The sequence below is a fragment of the Bacteroides sp. An269 genome (assembly GCF_002159755.1).
In the GTDB taxonomy this organism is placed as follows: Bacteria; Bacteroidota; Bacteroidia; order Bacteroidales; family Bacteroidaceae; genus Phocaeicola; species Phocaeicola intestinalis.
Genome location: NZ_NFJG01000072.1, coordinates 1 through 21,370, shown reverse-complemented (window position 1 = coordinate 21,370; position 21,370 = coordinate 1). Strand labels below are relative to the sequence as shown.

General features: G+C 44.8%; 21 protein-coding genes, 1 rRNA gene and 2 pseudogenes. 6 read left to right on the top strand and 18 right to left on the bottom strand.

Features of this window, described 5'->3' with window-relative positions:
- Positions 1-217 (top strand): hypothetical protein (locus B5F71_RS20790; RefSeq protein ID WP_206423841.1); only part of this gene is annotated, 217 nt, incomplete at its 5' end.
- Positions 218-270: 53 nt separating this feature from the next.
- Here the strand turns inward: B5F71_RS20790 and B5F71_RS12960 are convergent.
- From B5F71_RS12960 to B5F71_RS12950, 3 genes and pseudogenes are all read right to left on the bottom strand, one after another.
- Entirely contained in the window at positions 271-1,197 is a 927-nt protein-coding gene (locus B5F71_RS12960) for a FecR domain-containing protein (RefSeq protein WP_087210973.1), read from the bottom strand.
- 512 nt (positions 1,198-1,709) lie between these two features.
- A pseudogene (locus B5F71_RS12955) lies at positions 1,710-2,266 on the bottom strand (RNA polymerase sigma-70 factor).
- Between the two features lie 113 nt (positions 2,267-2,379).
- Positions 2,380-4,503: a M3 family metallopeptidase gene (locus B5F71_RS12950; protein ID WP_162609946.1), complete on the bottom strand. Its 2,124-nt coding sequence runs from the start codon at positions 4,501-4,503 to the stop codon at positions 2,380-2,382.
- Between the two features lie 133 nt (positions 4,504-4,636).
- Here B5F71_RS12950 and B5F71_RS12945 point away from each other — a divergent pair, with 133 nt between their 5' ends.
- Positions 4,637-4,912, top strand: coding sequence for a hypothetical protein (locus B5F71_RS12945; RefSeq protein ID WP_087210966.1), 276 nt, complete (start codon positions 4,637-4,639; stop codon positions 4,910-4,912).
- 152 nt (positions 4,913-5,064) lie between these two features.
- Here the strand turns inward: B5F71_RS12945 and dcm are convergent, their stop codons facing one another.
- Complete coding sequence (gene dcm, locus B5F71_RS12940; protein ID WP_241148606.1) at positions 5,065-5,376, bottom strand: DNA (cytosine-5-)-methyltransferase; 312 nt, start codon at positions 5,374-5,376, stop codon at positions 5,065-5,067.
- Between the two features lie 312 nt (positions 5,377-5,688).
- Between dcm and B5F71_RS12935 the strand changes: the two genes are divergently transcribed.
- On the top strand, positions 5,689-7,341 hold the full coding sequence (locus B5F71_RS12935; RefSeq protein WP_158098092.1) for a PL29 family lyase N-terminal domain-containing protein: 1,653 nt from the start codon (positions 5,689-5,691) through the stop codon (positions 7,339-7,341).
- 96 nt (positions 7,342-7,437) lie between these two features.
- On the opposite strand, the gene tyrS is transcribed toward B5F71_RS12935, so the two are convergent.
- The 7 genes from tyrS to B5F71_RS12900 all read right to left on the bottom strand — a co-directional run bounded on the left by tyrS (position 7,438) and on the right by B5F71_RS12900 (position 12,358).
- Positions 7,438-8,730, bottom strand: coding sequence for a tyrosine--tRNA ligase (gene tyrS / locus B5F71_RS12930; RefSeq protein WP_087210960.1), 1,293 nt, complete (start codon positions 8,728-8,730; stop codon positions 7,438-7,440).
- 75 nt (positions 8,731-8,805) lie between these two features.
- Positions 8,806-9,447, bottom strand: a complete 642-nt coding sequence (locus B5F71_RS12925; protein WP_087210955.1) for a TatD family hydrolase — start codon at positions 9,445-9,447, stop codon at positions 8,806-8,808.
- Between the two features lie 44 nt (positions 9,448-9,491).
- Entirely contained in the window at positions 9,492-9,713 is a 222-nt protein-coding gene (yidD, locus tag B5F71_RS12920; protein WP_013618288.1) for a membrane protein insertion efficiency factor YidD, read from the bottom strand.
- Positions 9,714-9,716: 3 nt separating this feature from the next.
- Positions 9,717-10,112 (bottom strand): ribonuclease P protein component, encoded by a 396-nt coding sequence (gene rnpA / locus B5F71_RS12915; RefSeq protein ID WP_087210952.1) that lies wholly within the window; start codon positions 10,110-10,112, stop codon positions 9,717-9,719.
- A 107-nt stretch (positions 10,113-10,219) separates the two neighbouring features.
- Positions 10,220-10,966 carry a uroporphyrinogen-III synthase gene (locus tag B5F71_RS12910; RefSeq protein ID WP_022039953.1) on the bottom strand — a complete coding sequence of 249 codons (747 nt, stop codon included), beginning with the start codon at positions 10,964-10,966 and terminating at the stop codon, positions 10,220-10,222.
- Positions 10,967-10,970: 4 nt separating this feature from the next.
- Complete coding sequence (locus B5F71_RS12905) at positions 10,971-11,774, bottom strand: DUF4271 domain-containing protein (protein ID WP_087210948.1); 804 nt, start codon at positions 11,772-11,774, stop codon at positions 10,971-10,973.
- Positions 11,771-12,358 (bottom strand): TIGR00730 family Rossman fold protein, encoded by a 588-nt coding sequence (locus tag B5F71_RS12900; protein WP_087210945.1) that lies wholly within the window; start codon positions 12,356-12,358, stop codon positions 11,771-11,773. Before B5F71_RS12900 ends, B5F71_RS12905 begins: the two co-directional genes overlap by 4 nt.
- Before the next feature lie 98 nt (positions 12,359-12,456).
- Between B5F71_RS12900 and B5F71_RS20315 the strand changes: the two genes are divergently transcribed.
- Positions 12,457-12,627, top strand: a complete 171-nt coding sequence (locus B5F71_RS20315; RefSeq protein ID WP_158098091.1) for a hypothetical protein — start codon at positions 12,457-12,459, stop codon at positions 12,625-12,627.
- A 33-nt stretch (positions 12,628-12,660) separates the two neighbouring features.
- On the opposite strand, the gene metK is transcribed toward B5F71_RS20315, so the two are convergent.
- On the bottom strand, positions 12,661-13,956 hold the full coding sequence (gene metK, locus B5F71_RS12895) for a methionine adenosyltransferase (RefSeq protein WP_022039956.1): 1,296 nt from the start codon (positions 13,954-13,956) through the stop codon (positions 12,661-12,663).
- A gap of 268 nt (positions 13,957-14,224) precedes the next feature.
- Here metK and B5F71_RS21050 point away from each other — a divergent pair.
- Positions 14,225-14,353 (top strand): annotated as a pseudogene (locus B5F71_RS21050) (transposase); the annotation flags it as partial.
- A 401-nt stretch (positions 14,354-14,754) separates the two neighbouring features.
- Here the strand turns inward: B5F71_RS21050 and B5F71_RS12885 are convergent.
- The 5 genes from B5F71_RS12885 to B5F71_RS12865 form a co-directional block, all read right to left on the bottom strand.
- On the bottom strand, positions 14,755-15,549 hold the full coding sequence (locus B5F71_RS12885; protein WP_022038708.1) for a gluconate 5-dehydrogenase: 795 nt from the start codon (positions 15,547-15,549) through the stop codon (positions 14,755-14,757).
- Between the two features lie 107 nt (positions 15,550-15,656).
- Positions 15,657-17,054 carry a D-alanyl-D-alanine carboxypeptidase/D-alanyl-D-alanine-endopeptidase gene (gene dacB, locus B5F71_RS12880; RefSeq protein ID WP_087210942.1) on the bottom strand — a complete coding sequence of 466 codons (1,398 nt, stop codon included), beginning with the start codon at positions 17,052-17,054 and terminating at the stop codon, positions 15,657-15,659.
- Between the two features lie 2 nt (positions 17,055-17,056).
- On the bottom strand, positions 17,057-18,397 hold the full coding sequence (lpdA, locus tag B5F71_RS12875; protein WP_087210940.1) for a dihydrolipoyl dehydrogenase: 1,341 nt from the start codon (positions 18,395-18,397) through the stop codon (positions 17,057-17,059).
- A gap of 25 nt (positions 18,398-18,422) precedes the next feature.
- Complete coding sequence (locus tag B5F71_RS12870; RefSeq protein ID WP_022038705.1) at positions 18,423-18,812, bottom strand: DUF2878 family protein; 390 nt, start codon at positions 18,810-18,812, stop codon at positions 18,423-18,425.
- Between the two features lie 20 nt (positions 18,813-18,832).
- Complete coding sequence (locus tag B5F71_RS12865) at positions 18,833-19,249, bottom strand: PH domain-containing protein (RefSeq protein WP_239414006.1); 417 nt, start codon at positions 19,247-19,249, stop codon at positions 18,833-18,835.
- Between the two features lie 147 nt (positions 19,250-19,396).
- Here B5F71_RS12865 and nadB point away from each other — a divergent pair, with 147 nt between their 5' ends.
- On the top strand, positions 19,397-20,980 hold the full coding sequence (nadB, locus tag B5F71_RS12860; RefSeq protein WP_087210976.1) for an L-aspartate oxidase: 1,584 nt from the start codon (positions 19,397-19,399) through the stop codon (positions 20,978-20,980).
- Between the two features lie 305 nt (positions 20,981-21,285).
- On the opposite strand, the gene rrf is transcribed toward nadB, so the two are convergent.
- A 5S ribosomal RNA gene (gene rrf / locus B5F71_RS12855) occupies positions 21,286-21,370 on the bottom strand; the annotation flags it as partial.

Here is a 21,370-nt window from a genome sequence, read left to right as displayed (position 1 = left end):
TCCTGTTCTTCGTCAGATAGCCCGCTATCTTCCTCATCACAGAAGCGAAAATGCCTCAAAAACTCATCCCAAATCATCGCACGATAAATTCAAAACAGCTTCTAAATTCCTCGTACAAATTATTTTTCATAAATTTGCAGCATTAAATTTTAGGTTCTTACTTAAAGTTTATGTTCTCTTTTTTAGGGACGGTGTGGCAGCATCGTCCCTTTTTTAGCTTTTGTCCGTATTATTCCATAGGCGTTCTTCATTAAAAGGTTATCACTCAGGTTAATTAATTGTAATCGTATTGGTTTCATCGTCCTTCGTATACGTAAAACGGCTGTTCAACCTCAACACGCGCAGCACGTGCTCGATGCCGTCCCGCGTGCGGAACTTACCGGTGTAATGGTTGCGCAGGATGTGGCGGTTTTTTACCACAATCTTTACTCCATAATACAGTTCGAGCTTTTTCATCATATCTTCCAATGAAATGTCGTTGAAGCATATCAGCCCTTCCCTCCACCGGAAATGGTCTTTATTTCCGATTGGCTTTTTCACCAAGGTGCCTCCGTCCAGGCATGCCTGCATGTCCGGCTCCAGCCTCATATCAACGCTTTGCCCCGTTATCTCTACTTTGCCTTTCAGCAAAGCGGCACGCCAAACGCTGTCGGACGCATAAGCGATGACATTGAACTCGGTGCCTAATACCCGCACATCGTAACGGCCGGTCTTGACAATGAACGGATGCTCTTCGTCGGCCTTCACTGCAAAATATCCTTCGCCATCGAGCTGTACATCGCGAGTCTCCCCACCGAACGCAGCCGGAAACGTGAGGCGGCTTTGCGAATTGAGCCATACCTTCGTACCATCCGCCAACATCAATTCCGCCCGTTGTCCGGCCGGGACATAAACAGATTGCACCGCTTCGGATTTCTCCGGCCTGTTCCACCAATAATAGCTCCACACAAAAACCAAGGCAAAGACCGCCGCTATCTTCAGCAGTTCCCTAAGTGGCTTCTTCCACAAGATGCGTTTCGCGTGAGCAGGTTCATCCAATGAGATGTCCGTACGCCACAAAGCGATGTCGTACAATCGGCGTTGCGCCCTGTACGCCTGCAAGTGTTCGGGACTTTCTTCAATCCATTCCAGCACTTGCTTCCGTTCGGCTTCCGTTACGTCTCCGGCGATATATCGTTGTAATAAATCGGTATTCATCTTTTATTATCGGCTTTTGTAGATATAACGACTGAAGACAGCATTACCCTAAACGAAAAAGCAAAAAAATTGTTTTTTTAAAATTGAATTCCGTAAATATCCTCTGTAGGGGCGTATCGCATACGCCTGAATGCATCAACTAATCCACATGGATATTTTCCGCCCCTACAGGGCAATTGGGTGAAATGCGGATATTCAATTAAAAATACGCCAATCCATGCCGCGCATCCTATGCAATAAATAGGAATCTATCTGAGAACAACAAGCAATGTAACCACATGCATTCCTACTCTATACAGACTGCATAAGGCAAGGATCTACAAACACACCTATATGTTTCATGAGTTTCAATGTACTAAAACTAAAGTTTAATATATACTGAAACTTAGTTTCAAGATATTAAAACTAAAGTTTCAGAATCTTGAAACTAATGTAAAACCTGCATAAGCATGTGGAAGAAAGCTGTTTAAACCTGAAATACAAGCAGTTGCATACCCATTCGCACTCAATTATCAGAAGCGCAGGTACGGATAGAAGAAGCAAAGCAGAGGGAGGTAATCTTTCAACGCTACGCGAAGCGTTTTCAAGGCTTTCGAGATGTGATATTCCACGCCCTTGACCGAGATGCCCAACGCTTCGGCTATCTCACGGTTCGACTTGTCCTTAAAGCGGCTCAAGACAAATGCCTGGCGGGTCTGTTCGGGAAGTTGATAGAGCGTCTGACGCACGATACGCCCGATTTCATTCGAAAAAATACTGTCGGGCGAACACGCTTCGAGGCTCGAGATGCGAAGGGAAAGCTCGCGGCTCTGCCAATCGGCAAACGTCTCGAAAGCTGTCATCCTCACCTGCTCGTGCTTCAGCCAGTCGAGCGCCTTGTGCTTCAAAATAGTAAATAAAAGGGGAGCAATCTCCTCAACGGACGTTATCTCCATTTTCTCCCACAAGGCTATCAGCGCCTCGGAAGCAATATCTCTACTACCGCCTCATCGTGGACGTACGACTTGGCAAAGCTAAACGCTTTCTTATAATAAGAAGTATAGATAAACGAAAATGATAGGTCCGGCATGTCGGAGATAATTAAGAGTGAATAATTAATAATGAACAATGAATAGTTAATAACGGTGGATGTCTCTGATTGCCGTTATTAACTATTCACTTTTAATTGTTAATTAACTATGTTTATTCCTTATCTTGTTTCAAAGGCGCAGGAGTATCCAAGCCACGCTTCTCGAGCAACCACTTGATATCGGGACCTTTTCCGCGGAAATTGACGTACATATCCATCGCGTCATCAATACCGCCCGGCGTGAGGACATACTTGCGGAACTTGCTTGCCACTTCAGGGTCGAACAGGTTTCCGCTCTCTACGTATGCTCCGAACGCATCACAGTCGAGCACTTCCGCCCAGATGTAGCTATAATATCCGGCGGTATAGCCTCCGCCCATGGTATGCGCGAAATACGTAGTGCGGTAACGCGACGGTATCTGCTTCAGCAAACCACGGTCGCCCAAGGTCTTGGCTTCGAACTCCATCACGTCCATATCGGCAGGCACCGACTTCAGCGTGTGGAAATCCATATCCAGAAGCGATGCGGCAAGGTATTCCACCGTAGCGAAACCTTGTCCGTACTTGCTGCTCTTGTCGTATTTTTCTACCAGTTCGGTCGGCATGACCTCGCCTGTCTTGTAATGTTTCGCATATACCTGCAACATTTCCGGCTCGAAGGTGAAATGCTCGTCGATTTGAGAAGGAAGCTCCACGAAATCGCGGGGCACACCGCTCACGCCTGTATAGTGCACATCGCAAAAGAGCGAATGCAGCCCGTGCCCGAACTCATGGAAAAGCGTAGTCGCTTCATCCGGGCTCAAAAGGGCAGGCTCACCTGCCGATGGCTTGGTGAAGTTGCATACAATCGTAACTACAGGCACCACCTTGTTGCCGTTCTCATCATACGACTGGGGACGGTATTCGCCGCACCATGCGCCTCCGCTCTTGCTGGCACGTGGGAAGAAATCGAAATAAAGGATGCCCAAGGGCTTTCCGTCCTTGTCGATACACTCGAATACTTGCGCTTCGGGGTGCGGTTTCGGCATGTATTCCAAGGGACGGAACGTAATGCCATACAAGCGTTTTGCCATATAGAAAGCACCGTCGCGCACGTTGTTCAATTCCAAATACGGACGGATTTCGTTCTCGTCCATGTCGTATTTATGCTTTTTCGCTTTTTCGAAGTAATAACGCCAGTCCCAGCCTTCCGGCTCAAAATCGTTGCCCTCACGCTTGATTTCCGCCTTGATATCAGCCAACTCTTCCTTCGCCTTGGCAAGAGCAGGTGTCCAAAGCTGGTTAAGTAGGTCGTACACGTTCTTTTCGTTCTTCGCCATACGGTCTTCCAACACCATCGAGGCATAGTCTTCATAGCCCATCAGCTTGGCTTTTTCCAGACGTGCCGTAATCAGGTCGCGCACCACTTGCTTGTTGTCGGCATCGTTCCCGTTATTTCCCCGATTGATATAAGCCTTATAAATACGCTCGCGCAACACACGGTTATCGGCATATTGCAAGAAAGGCATGATGCTGGGGTTATGCAAGGTAAACACCCATTTGCCTTCTTCACCCATGCCCTTAGCGGTCTCGGCGGCCTGTGCTATCAAGCTGGCTGGCAGCCCGCTCAAGTCTTTCTCGTCCGTAATGACCAGCTTGAAAGCGTTGGTTTCTTTCAGCATGTTTTGCTCGAACGTAATCTGAAGCGTCGAAATCTTCTCGTTCAACGCCCGAAGCTTCTGCTGGTCGGCATCGCTCAGGTTGGCTCCGCTCCGTACAAAGCTTTTATACGTTTCCTCTAACAACTTAGCCTGTTCCTTATCGAGATTGAATTTCGCACGGTTCTCATATACTTCCTTCACCCGCTGAAACAAGCGTTTGTTCAGCGAAATATCATCGCTATGAGCCGAAAGCAACGGAGCCATTTCCTGCTCCAACGCCTGCATCTCGGCGTTCGTATTGCATCCGCTCTGCCCAAAGAACACATACGCCACCCGGTTCAGCATCGCTCCGCTCCGGTCGAGTGCCACAATGGTATTTTCGAAATCGGGCATCGAGCGCTGGTTTACTATGGCATCGATTTCCTGTTTCTGCTCTTCCATCCCTTTCAGGAACCCTTCACGGTAATCCGCAACCGTAATCTGTTCGAACGGCGGAACCCCGTAAGGCGTATTGAATTCGCTCAGGAACGGATTGACATGTCCCGTTGCATCTTGTCCGTAAACCGCCACGCCTGCAGCAAAGCATACGGCAAACATCAGTTTTCTGCAAACATTTATCTTCATGTTTTTTTCTACATTTATTATTTTGTGCGCTAAATTACGGAAAATTTCAAGAATAGGAAACTCAAAATGTGTATCTTTGTAAAAATAATGACTAAACACTTTGATTATGGAAACGACACTGGATACAAGCGCGGAACTCTTCCGCCAAATCGGTTACCTTGCCGACGACGAGAACAGCCTGAAGAAACTTCTTGCCTATACCAAGAAATTAGTGACCAAGAAAAAGGAGGCGGAAGAAGAGCCCGTACAGACCAAAGAGGAAATCCTTGCCGACTTTGCCGAGGCTTGCCGTGAACTGAAGCTGCACAAGGAAGGGAAAGTAGAACTACAAACGTGGGAAGAATTTAAAAAAGAATTGCAAGATGAAGGATATTACAATTAAACTTTCACTCATATTCCGAAAGGAATTCAAAAAACTTGCAAAGAAATACCGTTCGCTTCCTTTTGACTTGGAAAGATTAATAGAATCGATTCAAGAGAATCCTATACAAGACACGGATTTAGGTAACAAGCTTCGCAAAATCCGCCTTGCCATTACCTCTTGTGATAAGCCAAGATGCGTTCTATCTCGAAAAACATCGTGCCCCGCGTATCCGCAAACCCCTGCATCTTCCCCATAATGGAAAACGCTTGGCAAGGAAATCCAGCCAACAACAAGTCGTGAGGCGGAATGTCTTTTTCAGGAATCTTCGTGATGTCTCCCTGCGGATGTTCCCCGAAGTTTGCCGCATACGTTACACAGGCTGCCTTATCCCACTCCGACGAGAACACACACTGATAGCCCAACTCATCAAAAGGAATCCGGATGCCCCCTATGCCAGCAAACAAATCTATGAATCTTACCATGTGGATAATTGCATTCTTGGTTAGGATACAAAAGTACAACAAAGTGTTGAAACCTAAAAGCAAATGAGGAAGTTTTACGGACGCTTTATACCACTCTCGCTATGCACAATGGTCTTCATCTTGGAATAAGAAAAGTATATAATATATTTTACATTAAGAACTATATAAAAAAAATCATTCACATAGTCACAATTTTTGACCATTTAGGACTTTACAAAGTCTACTTATTCTATTTTCAAACATTTTCTCATTTGCTGAATTTTATAATAAATCATAACTTAGATGTGGTTATTAATCATTAAATCATCAATCATGAAAGCAAAAAGCATTTGGTTATGGGTATTGCTCGTAGTAACAGCAGTATCTTCGTGTAAGTATGATGACGGTGAGCTGTGGGACAAAGTCAACTCACTGGACAATCGAGTGACAAACATTGAGGAACAACTGACTCAGATGAACACAAACATTTCATCTATCAGTACTATTGTGAATGCAATAGATGATAATCTATTCATTACAAGCTTGGAAGAAACAGCCAATGGTTACTCCATTAAATTCAGCAACGGAGAAACCGCTACATTAACTAACGGAACAAACGGTGCAGACGGTAAAGATGCGCCAGTAATTGGTTTCGATGAGTTTGAAGGCAAGTATTATTGGACACAAACCATTGATGGACAACAATCATGGCTCACCGATGAAGCCGGAAACAAACTTCCTGTTACGGGAGCAGATGCAGTCACTCCGCAACTGAAAGTCAATACAGATGGATTCTGGATGGTAAGCTACGACAACGGTTTGACTTATGCGGAAGTGTTGGATGAAGCAGGAAATCCAGTAAAAGCTGTAGGTGAAGACGGTAAAGATGGAGAAGATGGCATTGACGGTTCTGACGGTGCTAAGGGAGATTCTTGGTTCAGTGAAGTGAAAGTTGAAAATGGATATGTTGTATTTGTCTTGATAGACGGAACAGAAATCAACATACCCTTTGAATCAGAAGACACTCCCAATCCGATAGAAGAAGAATATTTTGACATCGAAGAGGCTACTTATCATTCAGGAGCTATGCCAGAAGCAACAACAAAGTTGCCAACAGAACAAGGCGAATTGATTGCGGACGAAACATTCGCTCCTGGCGGAAGTTCTTATTTCTCCTTAAATACAACGGAAGAATTGGAAAATATTTATATAGGTGTAGAAGGTAAAGAAGGTTATTATGAAATGAATGCAGCGGATGTGCTCACAACAGTACCAAGCCGTACAACGTACATGTTCAATTACCAGTTTATTCTGTTAATCAGCCAGCAATTTACCGCCAATGTAACATTAAGAATCGTAATACAAACCATAGACGGAAGATTCTACTTCTTAACATGGGAAGTAAGACTGATTGAAGTAGGAATCGGTGAATTACAAATCAGCTTAGCTTTCTCAAATGCAAAAGATGTAGACCTCCATGTAATAGAACCCAATGGAAATATAATCTTCTTTGGAAGCAGACAGCCCTGGTTGTTCACTACAGATTCCACTCCTAACATTTCAGAAGGACAAATCATTGGATTAGACCTTGACTCGAACCCTGGATGTAATATAGACAATGTCAACAAAGAAAACATCTATTTCCCTGCAGAATATGTACAGAAAGGAACTTATACAGTATTGGTAGATATGTTTTCTAATTGTGATGAAAACATAGCAACCGATTGGACTGTAAGAGTGAACTACCGTGGCCAGTTAATCAGACCCGACACTGGAACCAATCCGGCTAATGGCACTTTCCCAATTGGTACACCAAGCAATGGTGCATATCGTCCGAATATGCCTGTAGCAATGACCTTCACAATCAATGAAGGTATAGAAGTTCCTGTAATATCTCGTAGCAGCAACGATATATATCCGGTTGGAAAGAATTTAGACTCTTTCGCAAAAATGAAATTATTGCAAATGGGCATTGTAGTTGACTGATACTAAAACAAGTTACTAAAAATTAGCGCAGAATCCCGCAACCAATAAACAGCTGCGGGAATCTGCGCTAACCTGCGTTAAAAAAATCTTCTAAGTTTACTTCGCGATAATCAGGAAATAGTTCTTCTTGCCGCGCTGAACGAGCAAGTATTTCTCATCCAGCAAATCATCGGCAGTAATCACTTGGTCGAATGCGGTAAGCTTTTCCTTGTTCAGCGATACGCCTCCGCCTTGCGTCATCTTGCGCATCTCGCCTTTCGAGGGGAAAATAGCGGCTTTCTCCACAAACAAGTCTACAGCCTTGATGCCGGCTTCTATTTCGCTCTTAGCCACCTCAAACTGAGGCACACCTTCGAATACGGAAAGCAACGTGTCTTCGTCCAGACGCTTCAAGGCATCGGAAGTGGCGTTTCCGAAAAGAATGCCCGATGCTTCTACCGCTGCATTATAGTCTTCTTCAGAATGTACCATGACGGTAACTTCTCGTGCCAGACGTTTCTGGAGCACACGCAAGTGTGGAGCTTCCTTATGCTCGGCAATCAGCGCATCGATTTCTTCTTTCGTAAGCGAAGTGAATATCTTGATGTAGCGTTCGGCATCTTCATCGCTCACGTTCAGCCAGAACTGGTAGAATTTATAAGGAGAGGTATAACGTGCGTCCAACCATACGTTTCCGCTTTCGGTCTTGCCGAACTTCGTGCCGTCGGCTTTCGTTACCAGCGGACAGGTAAGGGCGAACACTTCTCCCCCATTGGTACGGCGAATCAATTCGGCACCCGTAGTGATGTTCCCCCACTGGTCGCTTCCACCTAATTGGAGCTTGCATCCGCGGGTTTCATATAAATGCAAAAAGTCATATCCCTGGAGCAGCTGATACGTGAACTCGGTGAATGAAAGTCCGTCGCGTGCCTCGCCGTTCAGACGTTTCTGCACCGAGTCCTTCGCCATCATATAGTTGACGGTGATGTGCTTGCCTACGGTTCGGGCAAAATCGAGGAAGGTGAAGTCTTTCATCCAATCGTAATTGTTCACCAGTTCTGCACGGTTCGGGGCATCCGACTCGAAGTCGAGGAACTTGCCCAACTGTTTCTTGATGCACTCTTGGTTATGGCGCAGGGTTTCTTCGTCCAGCAGATTCCGCTCCTGCGATTTGCCGGAAGGGTCGCCAATCATACCCGTAGCTCCGCCCACCAAAGCCAAAGGCTTGTGTCCGCAACGCTGGAAATGCCGCAACATCATTACACCACACAAGTGTCCGATATGCAAGGAATCGGCAGTAGGGTCGATACCCAAGTAAGCCGTTACCATTTCTTTTTCCAACAATTCTTCTGTGCCCGGCATCATGTTATGCACCATTCCGCGCCATTTTAATTCTTCTACAAAATTCATCGAATGAGATTCTTAGTTTAACATTATATTAAAGTCAACGGCAAAAGTACGACACTTTATCTGAATAACCAATTTTTACCGGTTAAAAAAGAGCGAGTTAACCGTCCGGCTGACATTATCCGCCAATAAATCCGGATGGATTCCACGTATCTCTGCCGCCCTATGGTATAAGGTATGGATAGGCACACGGCTCTCATCGGTTTCCAGCAAGAAGGTTCCTTCAGGCATATACCGCAATGCATCCGCGTGATAATGTTCGCCGAAAGAGAGGTAAAACCCTTGCCTTACGAGGCTCTGCGCCAGTTCCTTTTTCCCCCGAAAGCCGTGGACAATCCAAGGCTGTGAAGGATGAATTTCTTTTTTCAAGGCAATCAATTCATTATAAACCTTTACGGCATGAATAATCAGAGGCAGGCGGTAGTGTTCGGAAAGAGAAACTATCATGCGGAAAGCTTCCTCTTGCAAGGAAAAAGGCGCATGGCAACACTTATCAAGCCCCGCTTCTCCCAAAGCAATCACCCGCTTGTCTTTTCCCAACACAGATTCTATCCACCGGAGCTGCATCGGATAATTCTCGGAAGTAAGATGCCACGGATGTATCCCCACCGAAAGCCACATAGCTTCATCGGGTAAGGGAATATACTTGCTATCGGCATTGAATATAGCTTCGGAAGGAGATGCAGATAAGTGATGAGTATGGACATCAAAACACATCATAATAAATGAAGAATGAAGAATTAAGAATCCTCTGTAGTGAATAACTAAGGAACAGGGTCGTATCCCGAACCTCCCCACGGATGGCACCGCAACAGGCGGCGTATGGCAAGGTAAAGCCCTTTGAACGGACCGTGTTTCTTTATTGCCTGAACGGCATATTCCGAACATGTGGGTGTAAACCGGCACGATGGAGGCGTAAAGGGAGAAATGCAGTTCCGATAAAAATAAATGGGAAGTAAAAGCAAAAACGAAAGTATCTTTTTCATGCTTCATCCGACACGCTCCGCTATCAACTGGAGCAACTTTTTCACCTTTTCCTCTACTTCCGGAGAAGCATGAAGCTCATCATCGAGCCAAATGAAAGCGACCGCAAGTTTCTTGCCTTTCGCTTCTAAAGCATCTGTCAGCAGAGACTTGTTTTTACGGTAGGCTTCCCTGATTTGCCGTTTCACCCGATTGCGCTTTACCGCACGCTTGAAACGCTTTTTAGAGACACTAATCAAGACAGAGACCTCAGGAAGACCTGCATTTTCCACCGGCATATAAACAGCACGCAAAGGAAAAACAGCCAATGACTTGCTGCCTCCTGCAAACAATTTGTCAATCACCAGCAAGCTGCTTAAATGTTCCTTTTTCGGAAAAGTTTTTTTTACCGGTTCTGTCATAATTTGAATATTAAAGAAACGCAGGTTAACGCAGATTTTCACAGATTTATATTATACTATCCGCGCCAACCTGCGTTAATCTGCGTTTCAATATATACCGATGAATCTTATTTATTATGTTCGCGGATAAACATATCCAATGCGGCAGGCATCGAAGGAGCAGCTACCGTAGGAGCTTCCAAATCCAGACGCAATCCTGCATCTTTTACCGCCTTTGCCGTAGTCGGTCCGAAACTTCCGATGGCGATATCCTTCTGCTCGAACTTAGGGAAGTTCTTCATCAATGATTGGATTCCAGCCGGACTGAAGAAAATCAGCATATCATAATCAAAATCTTCTTCCGGTGTGAAATCATTACTTACGGTACGGTACATCACCGCTTCAGTATGTTGGATGTGATGTTTATCCAACAAGTCTTTCACTTCATCGTTATGCACGTCCGACATCGGAATCAGATACTTCTCCGTACTGTGCTTCACAATTACAGGCACTAAATCGACAAACTTGCCCGTAGCGCCGAAGAATACTTTCCGCTTACGGTATTGAACATATTTCTGAATATACAAAGCTATGGCTTCCGAAGTACAGAAATACTTCATCGTCTCAGGGACAGTTACACGCAACTCCGCACAAAGGTTGAAAAAATGGTCTATGGCGTGACGCGAAGTAAATACGACAGCAGTATGATCCAATATGGAAATCTTCTGTTGTCTAAATTCCTTTGCCGACAAACTCTCAACTTTTATAAACGGGCGAAAATCTATTTTCACTCCGTACTTCTCAGCAATGTCAAAATAAGGTGACTTTTCTGATGTAGGTTTAGGCTGAGAAACGAGGACTTTTTTAATCTTCAAGGCACTAAAAATTTAAAATCACAATCTGGTTCATATAGAGGATACCTTTCGCCAACAGCAAAAGGGGTACCATTTCGAGGGCACAAAAGTACAGAATAAAATGTAGAAAACCATAACTTTGGTTGAAAAAGTTCCTAAATCCCCTATAAAATAACAATATTTTAGCGGAAATCAACGTAAAAGCTATCAATATATTACTAATAATGACATCGGGACGAAAGTAAATAATGAACAAGATAATAGGCAACAACAGGAAACATTGGGCACTAAGAAGGTCGAAGTATGTCTGAATCCACGCCTTGCTTTGCTCCTTCTCAAAGAAAACCCAGTTGACAAAATTATAACTTCCCCACTTGAACAACATATAAAAAATCGACAACAAAATGTACCCACCAATCAATGCCTCGTGAGGAGTAACATAAACCAATGCCGGAAATGACTCCACCGAATAATAATAGAAAAACAGACCGTAACAAATACAAGTCAAGAGTGGAAATACCATCGTATACCCATTGTCCGTACCTTGCACCTCATCGAACAGGCTACTGCGGTCCTTGCGCTGAAACAGGCTTCTGATATGCTGGATGATATATTTCTTTCCATTCTTCACAATATGCGAAAACACAAGGAAACAAAACAAAAGCAGGCACGTAACCGACCATTCGGAACGAATCTGGTAAGGTAAAACCTCACCCGGCATACCAGAAACAGTCTGCATACTTCTCACCAAGGCACTATCGAGTTGCAAGGACTCTTCGTGTACCTTTTCGACAATGTATTCGAATCCGACGGAGCATGTATCGTTCATACAGCTGCAAATTTACAGATTTTCTTGTCCCATGCCGGAAGAGAAACACATAGCTCCACAGCTTCCTCGGGAGTAAAGGCCACTTGCCAAAGCGATTCGTGTTCGCGACGCATAAATTGCTGGCCGATGGCTTTCTCTAACATTTCTATCAACGGATTATAAAACCCTTGGATATTCAAGACAACAATCGGTTTAAGGTAAAGTCCCAGTTGCTTCCACGTAATGACTTCCAACAATTCTTCCATCGTGCCACATCCTCCAGGAAGCGCAATGACAGCATCCGACATACGCGCCATCAAGCTTTTACGCTCGTGCATCGTTTCTGTCTCCATCAACTGTGTCAAGCCGGAATGATGCCAGTCCCGCTCTACCATAAACCGGGGAATAACACCCGTTACCGTACCGCCTGCAGCAAGGACTGTATTGTTAAGGCATCCCATCAACCCTACCTTACCTGCCCCATCAATCAAGTTTATCCCTTTTTCCGCCAAAAGATATCCCAGCCTTTCGGCAGCTTTAAAATAAACCGGAGCAATTTGCGGGCTGGATGCACAATATACACAGATATTCTTTATTTCACTCATAATGTCAAGTGATTCATGAAACGCAGATTAACACAGATTTTCACAGATAAATTAAAAAATTCTTTCTGCGTTAGAAGCTGTTTTGAATTTATCGTGCGATGATTTGGGATGAGTTTTTGAGGCATTTTCGCTTCTGTGATGAGGAAGATAGCGGGCTATCTGACGAAGAACAGGAGCGAAAAAGACCAAAAAATCGCCCAAAGCACACACGAAAACGGGTACATCAAGCCAAGAAAAACTTTTTGGAGAAATTCAAAACAGCTTCTTAATCTGCGAAAATCTGCGTTTCCATTATAATTATTTTACTTCAGCCCGAAAGCCGCTTTCACTTTATCCACATAGTCCAGTTTTTCCCATGTGAAAAGCTCCACTTCCACATCTTTGTTGCCTTCGTAAAGCGATTCGAAATGCTTGATCACCTTTCTCGGTTCACGTCCCATATGACCGTAAGCGGCTGTCTCACTATAAATAGGATTACGGAGCTTCAGACGTTCCTCGATGGCATACGGACGCATATCGAACAACTCGTCTACTTTCTTCGCAATCTCACCGTCACTCATGGCTACATGGCTTCGTCCATAAGTGTTGACGTAGATATTTATAGGACGTGCCACACCAATGGCATACGACACCTGTACCAATACCTCATCGGCCACACCCGCTGCTACCAGATTCTTGGCTATGTGACGTGCGGCGTATGCAGCGCTGCGATCCACTTTACTGGGGTCTTTTCCCGAAAAGGCACCACCACCATGTGCACCTGCACCTCCGTAAGTATCCACAATAATTTTACGCCCGGTCAATCCCGTATCTCCATGAGGTCCTCCGATAACAAACTTACCAGTAGGATTCACATGATACGTGATTTGGTCGTTGAACAACTTCAACACTTCCGGATGATGAATCTCGGCTATCACGCGGGGAATCAGGATGCCGATTACGTCCTTGCGAATCTGTTCCAACATTGCCCGATCTGCCTTTTCCTGTGCTTCCGGCGTATCGTCTTCTGGCAAAATAAATTCATCATGCTGCGTAGAGATTACGATTGTATCAATACGTACCGGACGCCGGTTATCATCATATTCGATAGTCACCTGACTTTTCGCATCCGGACGGAGGTAAGTCATCACTTTACCTTCACGACGGATTTCGGCAAGCACAATCAGCAACTTGTGTGCCAGATCGAGCGACAACGGCATATAGTTTTCGGTCTCGTTCGTTGCATAACCGAACATCATCCCCTGGTCGCCCGCACCCTGATTCATAGGGTCTTCACGTTCCACGCCACGGTTGATGTCGGGGCTTTGTTCATGAATAGCAGAGAGCACCCCGCACGAATTGCCTTCGAACATATATTCGCTCTTGGTATAACCGATACGGTTAATCACCTCACGTGCTACTCGTTGAAGGTCGATGTAAGCCTTTGTTTTCACTTCTCCTGCCAGCACCACCTGTCCGGTAGTGACCAATGTTTCGCAAGCTACTTTCGAACTGGGGTCATAAGCCAACAGTTTGTCAAGCACAGCGTCGGAAATCTGATCCGCCACTTTGTCGGGGTGTCCTTCAGACACCGATTCGGATGTGAATAAATATCCCATTTCTGTTTTATAAATTAAAAGGATTAATAAATGCCGTGTACGGACAAGAGCAGGAATACAAAGAGGGGGAAAATCAAAAACGAACTTGTGTTTTAGCATTTTTTTCCGTGGTTGCAAGCTACTCAAATCTTTCCACTTTTAAATTCGATGCAAAGATACGCATATTCCTTGGAATAAAGATGAAGTGAAAACTTATTTAACATATCGCTTAAAGAGATAATGAATGGAATCCTTTATATCAACAAGACCGGATGAATGTCCATCCAAATTTCAGGTACTTCCCAAACACTGGATTGTGGAACGCTCTTTCTCATGGCTGGAAAATTTCAGAAAGCTGACCATCGATTACGAATTCCTTGCTGAAACTATGGTACAGATTGCATTCATACAAATCATGCTTATACTTCTCGCGGCATTAATTTGTGCATTTAGTCGCTTGTCACATTTGTCAAGCCGGATTTGTGCCCGTACACTTTATGTCCATCGGTGGCTTTTCCAAGCTAAGCCAAAACATTAGTTTAGTCCGATAATCCAATCCGCATGGCTGCCTTGTTTGTAAGATTAATAATCTTACAAACGATGCAGTTATATTGCGGAGAAACCGAAGCTTGCTTGTCATACCGAATGTGTAATCCGGCGTGACACTGGCAACAGGAGCGACACCGGAAGTGTGTATTCCATTAAAATGCACAATTGCACACTGTTCAAAGTATAATATACAAAAAAACAGCAGGAAGCCTTCCTTTTGAAAAAGGAAAAAACTTCCTGCCTTTTTGTTATGAATGAAACGACTTGATTTTATTTCGGTTGCTTGCCAATGTAAGCCAGGATACCACCATCCACGTAAAGGATATGACCGTTTACAAAGTCGGAAGCATCAGATGCAAGGAATACCGTGGGACCCATCAGATCTTCGGGTGTTCCCCAGCGTGCAGCCGGAGTCTTTGAGACAATAAACGAATCGAACGGATGACGTGAACCGTCTGCCTGACGTTCGCGCAACGGAGCAGTCTGCGGAGTAGCGATGTAACCCGGACCGATACCATTGCACTGGATGTTGTATTCACCGTATTCGGAAGCGATATTGCGGGTCAGCATCTTCAGACCGCCTTTAGCTGCTGCGTATGCAGATACGGTTTCACGACCCAATTCGCTCATCATCGAACAAACATTGATAATCTTTCCATGACCTTTCTTGATCATGCCCGGAATAACCGCCTTAGCCATGATAAACGGAGCTGTAAGGTCGATGTCGACAACTTGGCGGAACTCATCTACCGTCATGTCACACATCGGGATGCGCTTGATGATACCTGCGTTGTTTACCAGAATATCAATCACGCCCAGTTCTTTCTCTATCTGTGCCACAAGTACTTTAACCGCTTCCTCGTCAGTCACATCACAAATATAACCTTTTGCATCAATGCCTTTTGCCTTATAATCGGCAAGAGCATCATCCAGATGTTTTTGTGAACGGCAATTGAACGCAATTTTGGCACCCGCCTGAGCCAATGCTTCGGCCATAGCAAAACCGATTCCATACGCACCGCCTGTTACAAGGGCTACTTTGCCCTCTAATGAAAAATTAACCATAATGTTTTTCATTTTTTATAGTAAATAATTATTTATCTCCGGCATTTCGTCATACCGTTTACGGACACGGTCTGTCATTATACCGTACAAATATACAAATTTCTTTATTATTGCGCCAATATTTCACAAATCTTATCTTGAAAAAGACGTGCTTTTCTTCCACTCATCACGTTTTGATTGATAATCACGAAAGCCAACATATCACCATTTCCGGCACGTACATACCCGGCAAGCGAGCTGACTCCTTTTACCGTACCGGTCTTGGCACGCACGTTGCGGAACGCCTTCTCTTTCCGCATACGGTAACGGAGTGTACCGTCTACACCAGCTATGGGCAACGCTTCGTAAAAAGGATGGAATATTTCCTGATGGGCATACGCATATTTCAAATAAGCCAGCAACAATTCGGGCGACACATAATTGTACATCGAAACCCCACTCCCATCGACAATGCTGTAATCGTCCGGGTCCTTCCCGATGTGATGACGCATGAAGTGTTCTATCTCTTTCTGTGCATCCTCGGTACCGACACTTTTATGCCCGCCTCCCCGGATAGCCAAGTGATAAAACAAAGCTTCTGCCGAAAGATTATCGCTTTTCTTCAGGGCACGTTTCAGAACAGGTTCCAACGGACGGGAGACTTTATATAATAAGGTGACCGTATCGGGACAGACGCCATATTTCAACGAATCGACGGCTATATGCTCCTGAGCTAACTGGTAACGAAAAGTCTGGATAAAGAAATCCTGTGATGAAAACATGCTCAGTGTCCTGCCGGACGGACGCCCTACATTACCGGTAATGTGAATGGTATTACCGTTATATAACCAATCCCGATTTATTTTCAGACTCCCATAATGAGGTATACCACACACGGCACGATTGTCTATTGTATAATAATCCGATTTCGGATATACCTCTACTTCGGGACGTCTTCCTTTTTGAGAAGGTTTGACCGATACATTCACGCATCCCCTGTTCAGCATCAACGGAGAGAGATAAGGCTGAAAGGCATTAGGGGTATCATCCCACGCCCAACCTGTACCCCAATAAATGGAATCCATCACCGATACATCTGCCACCAGGTTTCCCTTGATGCTGTTTATACCTGCACGGTGCACGGCATCGGTCAGACGCTGCAAATCGTCTTCCATAAATTCAGGGTCGAAACCTCCCACCACGTATAAATTACCCTCCAAGGTACTGTCTGCCCCGATTGTACCCGTATAAGCCAAACGGGTATCGAAGGTATAGCCTGTACCCAACTCTGCCAATGCCGTGACCGTGGTGATAATCTTCTCGATAGAAGCCGGACGATACAATTTCTGATCCTGATAAGCATAGACCGGCGTCCCTTTCGTCAGATTGAATACCGTGATGCCTACTTCGGATGTCTTCAGCACAGGCGATGATGCAACCAGTGCCTCCAGTTGTTCTGCCACACCTTGTGCACAAACCTGGCAAAAGGCCAGCAACATTCCTAAAAAGAAACCTAAACGATGCATAGTTATAAATCTCTAAACAGTTCGCCTACCGTGGGATGTGGAAATACATACCGGCGGAAAGTCTCCAAATCAAGCTCATCTTCTACCATTATGCCGCCCAATACAATGAGTTCGGATGCCGGATTGCCCAACAGGTGAACTCCTAGTACCTTATTATGCTCGTCTACCAGTACCTTCATCATGCCGTTCACACCCTCATTCTCTGCCACAAACCTGCCCGAATAAGTCATCGGGAACTTTACCGCCCGATAAGTAATGCCTTGCTTCTGCAACATCTCCTCGGTTTTTCCCACTGAAGCGACCTCGGGATGTGTATAAACCACGCCGGGAATGGCATGATAACTCATTCCGACAGATTTTCCCAAGATGGTATCTACCGCTATTTCGGCTTCTTTTACCGCCGTATGAGCCAAAAGAGAGACTCCATTCAAATCTCCGCAAGCATATACACCCGGCACAGAAGTTTGAAGCTGGGCATTTACCTTGATGCACTTCCGTTCGGTATATGCAAGAGACAAGTTTTCCAACCCGAAGCCTTGCGTCACCGGACGTCTCCCTACACTCAAGAGCAATTTTTCTGCCTCGAAACGGGTCTCTTCTGCTCCTGTCTGATAATAAACCTGCATACCGGTCTCATTCTGCTCCAGACGGACAACCTTGGCTCCCAGTTTGAAGTCAACACCTCGTTTTGCATAATCGGCACGGAGCATCGAAGCAATTTCACGGTCTATACCGTTCAATATTTCGTCCATCATTTCGATAACGGTCACTTTTACACCTAAGTCGGAAAAGAATGAAGCGAATTCCATCCCGATAACCCCTCCGCCGATAATGGCAAGCGACCGTGGGATTTCTTTGTTGTCAAGCGCATCGCGATGAGTCCAATAACCGACTTTCTCTATGCCCGGAATAGGAGGAATAACCGTCTGGCTCCCCGTGCAAAGAATCAGGTTCTCGCATTCGTAGATTTCCCCAGCGCAACGCACGGTATGCGCATCGACGATGAAAGCCTCTCCGTTTACCAACGTGACATTGGCTCCCGTAAGCTTTGCCTTCACTCCCAGCACCAGCTTGCGCACCACCTTCGACTTGCGGGCTATCACCTTGGGCAAATCGAAACTAACTTCACCGGCACTTACATTATACTTGCGTGCGTGGACGCAGCTATCATAAAGCTTCGATGCATATAGGAGCGTTTTCGTAGGGATACATCCTTCGTTCAGACACACGCCTCCCACACTGTTCTTTTCAAACAGAACCACACTCAGTCCTGCTTTCCCCGCCCTTTCGGCGGCGGTATATCCGGCAGGTCCCCCGCCGATAATCGCTACTTGGTATTTCATGGTACGTTATTGTTTTTAAGGTCAGTTATTCTTCCACATATTCCATCATCGGGTTCGCTTCCTTCAAGCTGGCGATGAACCCTTTCCGGTCTTTCGGATCCACGGTAGCGTGTCCCTTGGTATGGCGCAACACAATTTGCTGGCTTTTCCATGCCTGTTTACGGTAAATCAGTTTCGAAATGCCGTGCAAACGCGAAACTCCGGTAAATCCCCGGCGTATCCATACATCCCCGTTATCGCGTATCTGAATACGGGTTGTCAACTGGTCAACAGCAAGTCCCAAAGGAGCCAGAAGCCCCAACAATCTCCAATAATTCTTACTTTCTAAAGAAAGCCATACAATTGCCAACACCAGTACCAGCAAGATGGTCATCCATGCATATGATACTTGCCGGACTCTAAACAATTTTGCCATAATCTCTTTTTTATCTAAGTTTACTCATTATTCTTTCTTGTCTTTTTCTGTATCCAACTGATGAACTCATCTGCATCCACAGGTGAGACCTGTAGCTTATCATCTTTTCCTGCCACACGATAGACGATTTCCACTCGTTTTACCGACAGAGCCGGAGCTATGGAAAAAGATTTGACCCGATTCATCATTTCTATCGAATTCAAATCCAACGTCCTGCCCGGCACAAACCGACCGCTCTCTATCCGTAACATTCCGTCTTCCGTCACTACATAACGGGTATGGACCAACATTTCGATTTCGAAAATCATACATATCGCCAGCAAGACCGCCAGCAACGTATAATGCAACCAAAAGAAATCGAACAATAAAAAAGCAGTAACAGCCATTAATGACCAGTACCACCCGTCTACCTTCGAATGAAATGTCCTGTTCATCATCCTTTTCCTTATTAATTCAGGGTGAAGATAGTAAATAATCATATAAAATCATTACATCCGGTAAAGTTCTTTTGAAAAAAAAGCAATATGCAGTACAGACATTTCAGTTTTTTTGTAGTTTTGCGTCAATATATACACATTATTATCATGATAAGGAAATATGATTTTCTCGTTATCGGTTCAGGAATTGCCGGAATGAGCTTTGCGCTGAAAGTAGCGCATAAAGGCTCGGTTGCACTGATTTGCAAAGCCGGGCTGGAAGAAGCGAACACATATTATGCACAAGGAGGCATCGCTTCTGTGACAAATCTGAAGGTGGATAATTTCGAAAAACACATTCACGATACGATGGTTGCCGGAGACTGGATAAGCGACCGTGCAGCGGTAGAGAAAGTAATACGCAACGCCCCGTCACAAATCGAAGAATTAATCAAATGGGGAGTAGACTTCGACAAAAAAGAAAATGGAGAGTTCGACCTTCACCGGGAAGGCGGTCATTCCGAGTTCCGTATCCTTCATCACAAAGACAATACTGGCGCCGAAATCCAAACCAGTTTGATAGAAGAAGTCAAACGACATCCGAACATCACCGTCTTTACCAACTTTTATGCCGTAGAAATCATCACACAACATCATTTAGGCATCATTGTTACCCGTCATACCCCAGGTATCAAATGTTATGGAGCATACGTATTGAACGAAGCTACAGGAGAAGTGGACACGTTCCTTTCAAAAGTTACCGTTATGGCAACAGGAGGATGCGAAGCTGTTTACCGTCATACCACCAACCCGTTGGTAGCTACAGGCGATGGTATCGCAATGGTGTATCGAGCCAAAGGTATCGTAAAAGATATGGAATTTATCCAATTTCATCCGACTGCCTTGTATCATCCGGGCGACCGGCCCAGCTTCTTAATTACAGAAGCTATGCGAGGATATGGAGGTGTACTAAGAAATCTGGCAGGCGAAGAATTCATGCAAAAATACGACCCACGCTTATCATTGGCTCCACGGGACATCGTAGCCCGTGCCATAGATAATGAAATGAAACAGCGTGGTGAAGACCATGTTTATCTAGATGTCACTCATAAAGACCCCGAAGAAACTAAAAAACATTTTCCGAACATATACAAGAAATGTCTCAGCCTGGGAATCGATATCACTAAAGATTATATTCCGGTAGCTCCTGCTGCACATTATCTATGCGGAGGCATCAAAGTAGACCTTGACGGACAATCCAGCATCAAACGTCTGTATGCTCTAGGTGAATGTTCCTGTACCGGTTTGCATGGAGGCAACCGACTAGCTTCAAATTCCCTGATAGAAGCCATCGTTTATGCAGATTCTGCAGCCAAACATGCCATAAGCGTACTAGACCGTTATGATTTCAATGAAGATATTCCAGAATGGAATGCAGAGGGTACAATGAACAACGAAGAACGCATTTTGATTACCCAAAGCATGAAAGAAGTTAATCAAATTATGGAAGCATACGTAGGTATTGTACGCAGCAATCTTCGTCTGGTACGTGCATGGAATCGGTTAGATATTTTATACGAAGAAACAGAACGCCTATTCAAACGCGTAAAAGCATCTCGTGAAATTTGCGAACTCCGCAACATGATTAATGTAGGCTACCTGATTACCCGTCAAGCTATGGAACGTAAAGAAAGTCGAGGATTACATTACACAATCGATTATCCACATCCTTGCAACAAGGAACCAGAATAAAAAAATAATTCTACAATTAACCAATAAACAATTATTCTGAAGCAGGCTTTAAAAAATTTTTTTAGAGCCTGCTTATTTTTTTAATTGTATTTTAAAGATGTTTTCCTGACTTTATGAGAATTACAGACCATCTGACTAATAAAATGAATATCCTCAAAATGCCTGTAGGTAAAAGGTGTTAGAAGGAGTTATACCTTCAAGTAGAAGTTAAATGGCTGAATGACATCCATGACAAGAAAAAGAATGCATAATCTCAAAAAAAGAAAGGGATCCTCCCCCGGCCATCAGACCGGGGGAGAATCCCAAAACGGCGGCTACCTACTCTCCCACTGTTACGCAGTACCATCGGCGTGACGAAGCTTAACTTCTCTGTTCGGAATGGGAAGAGGT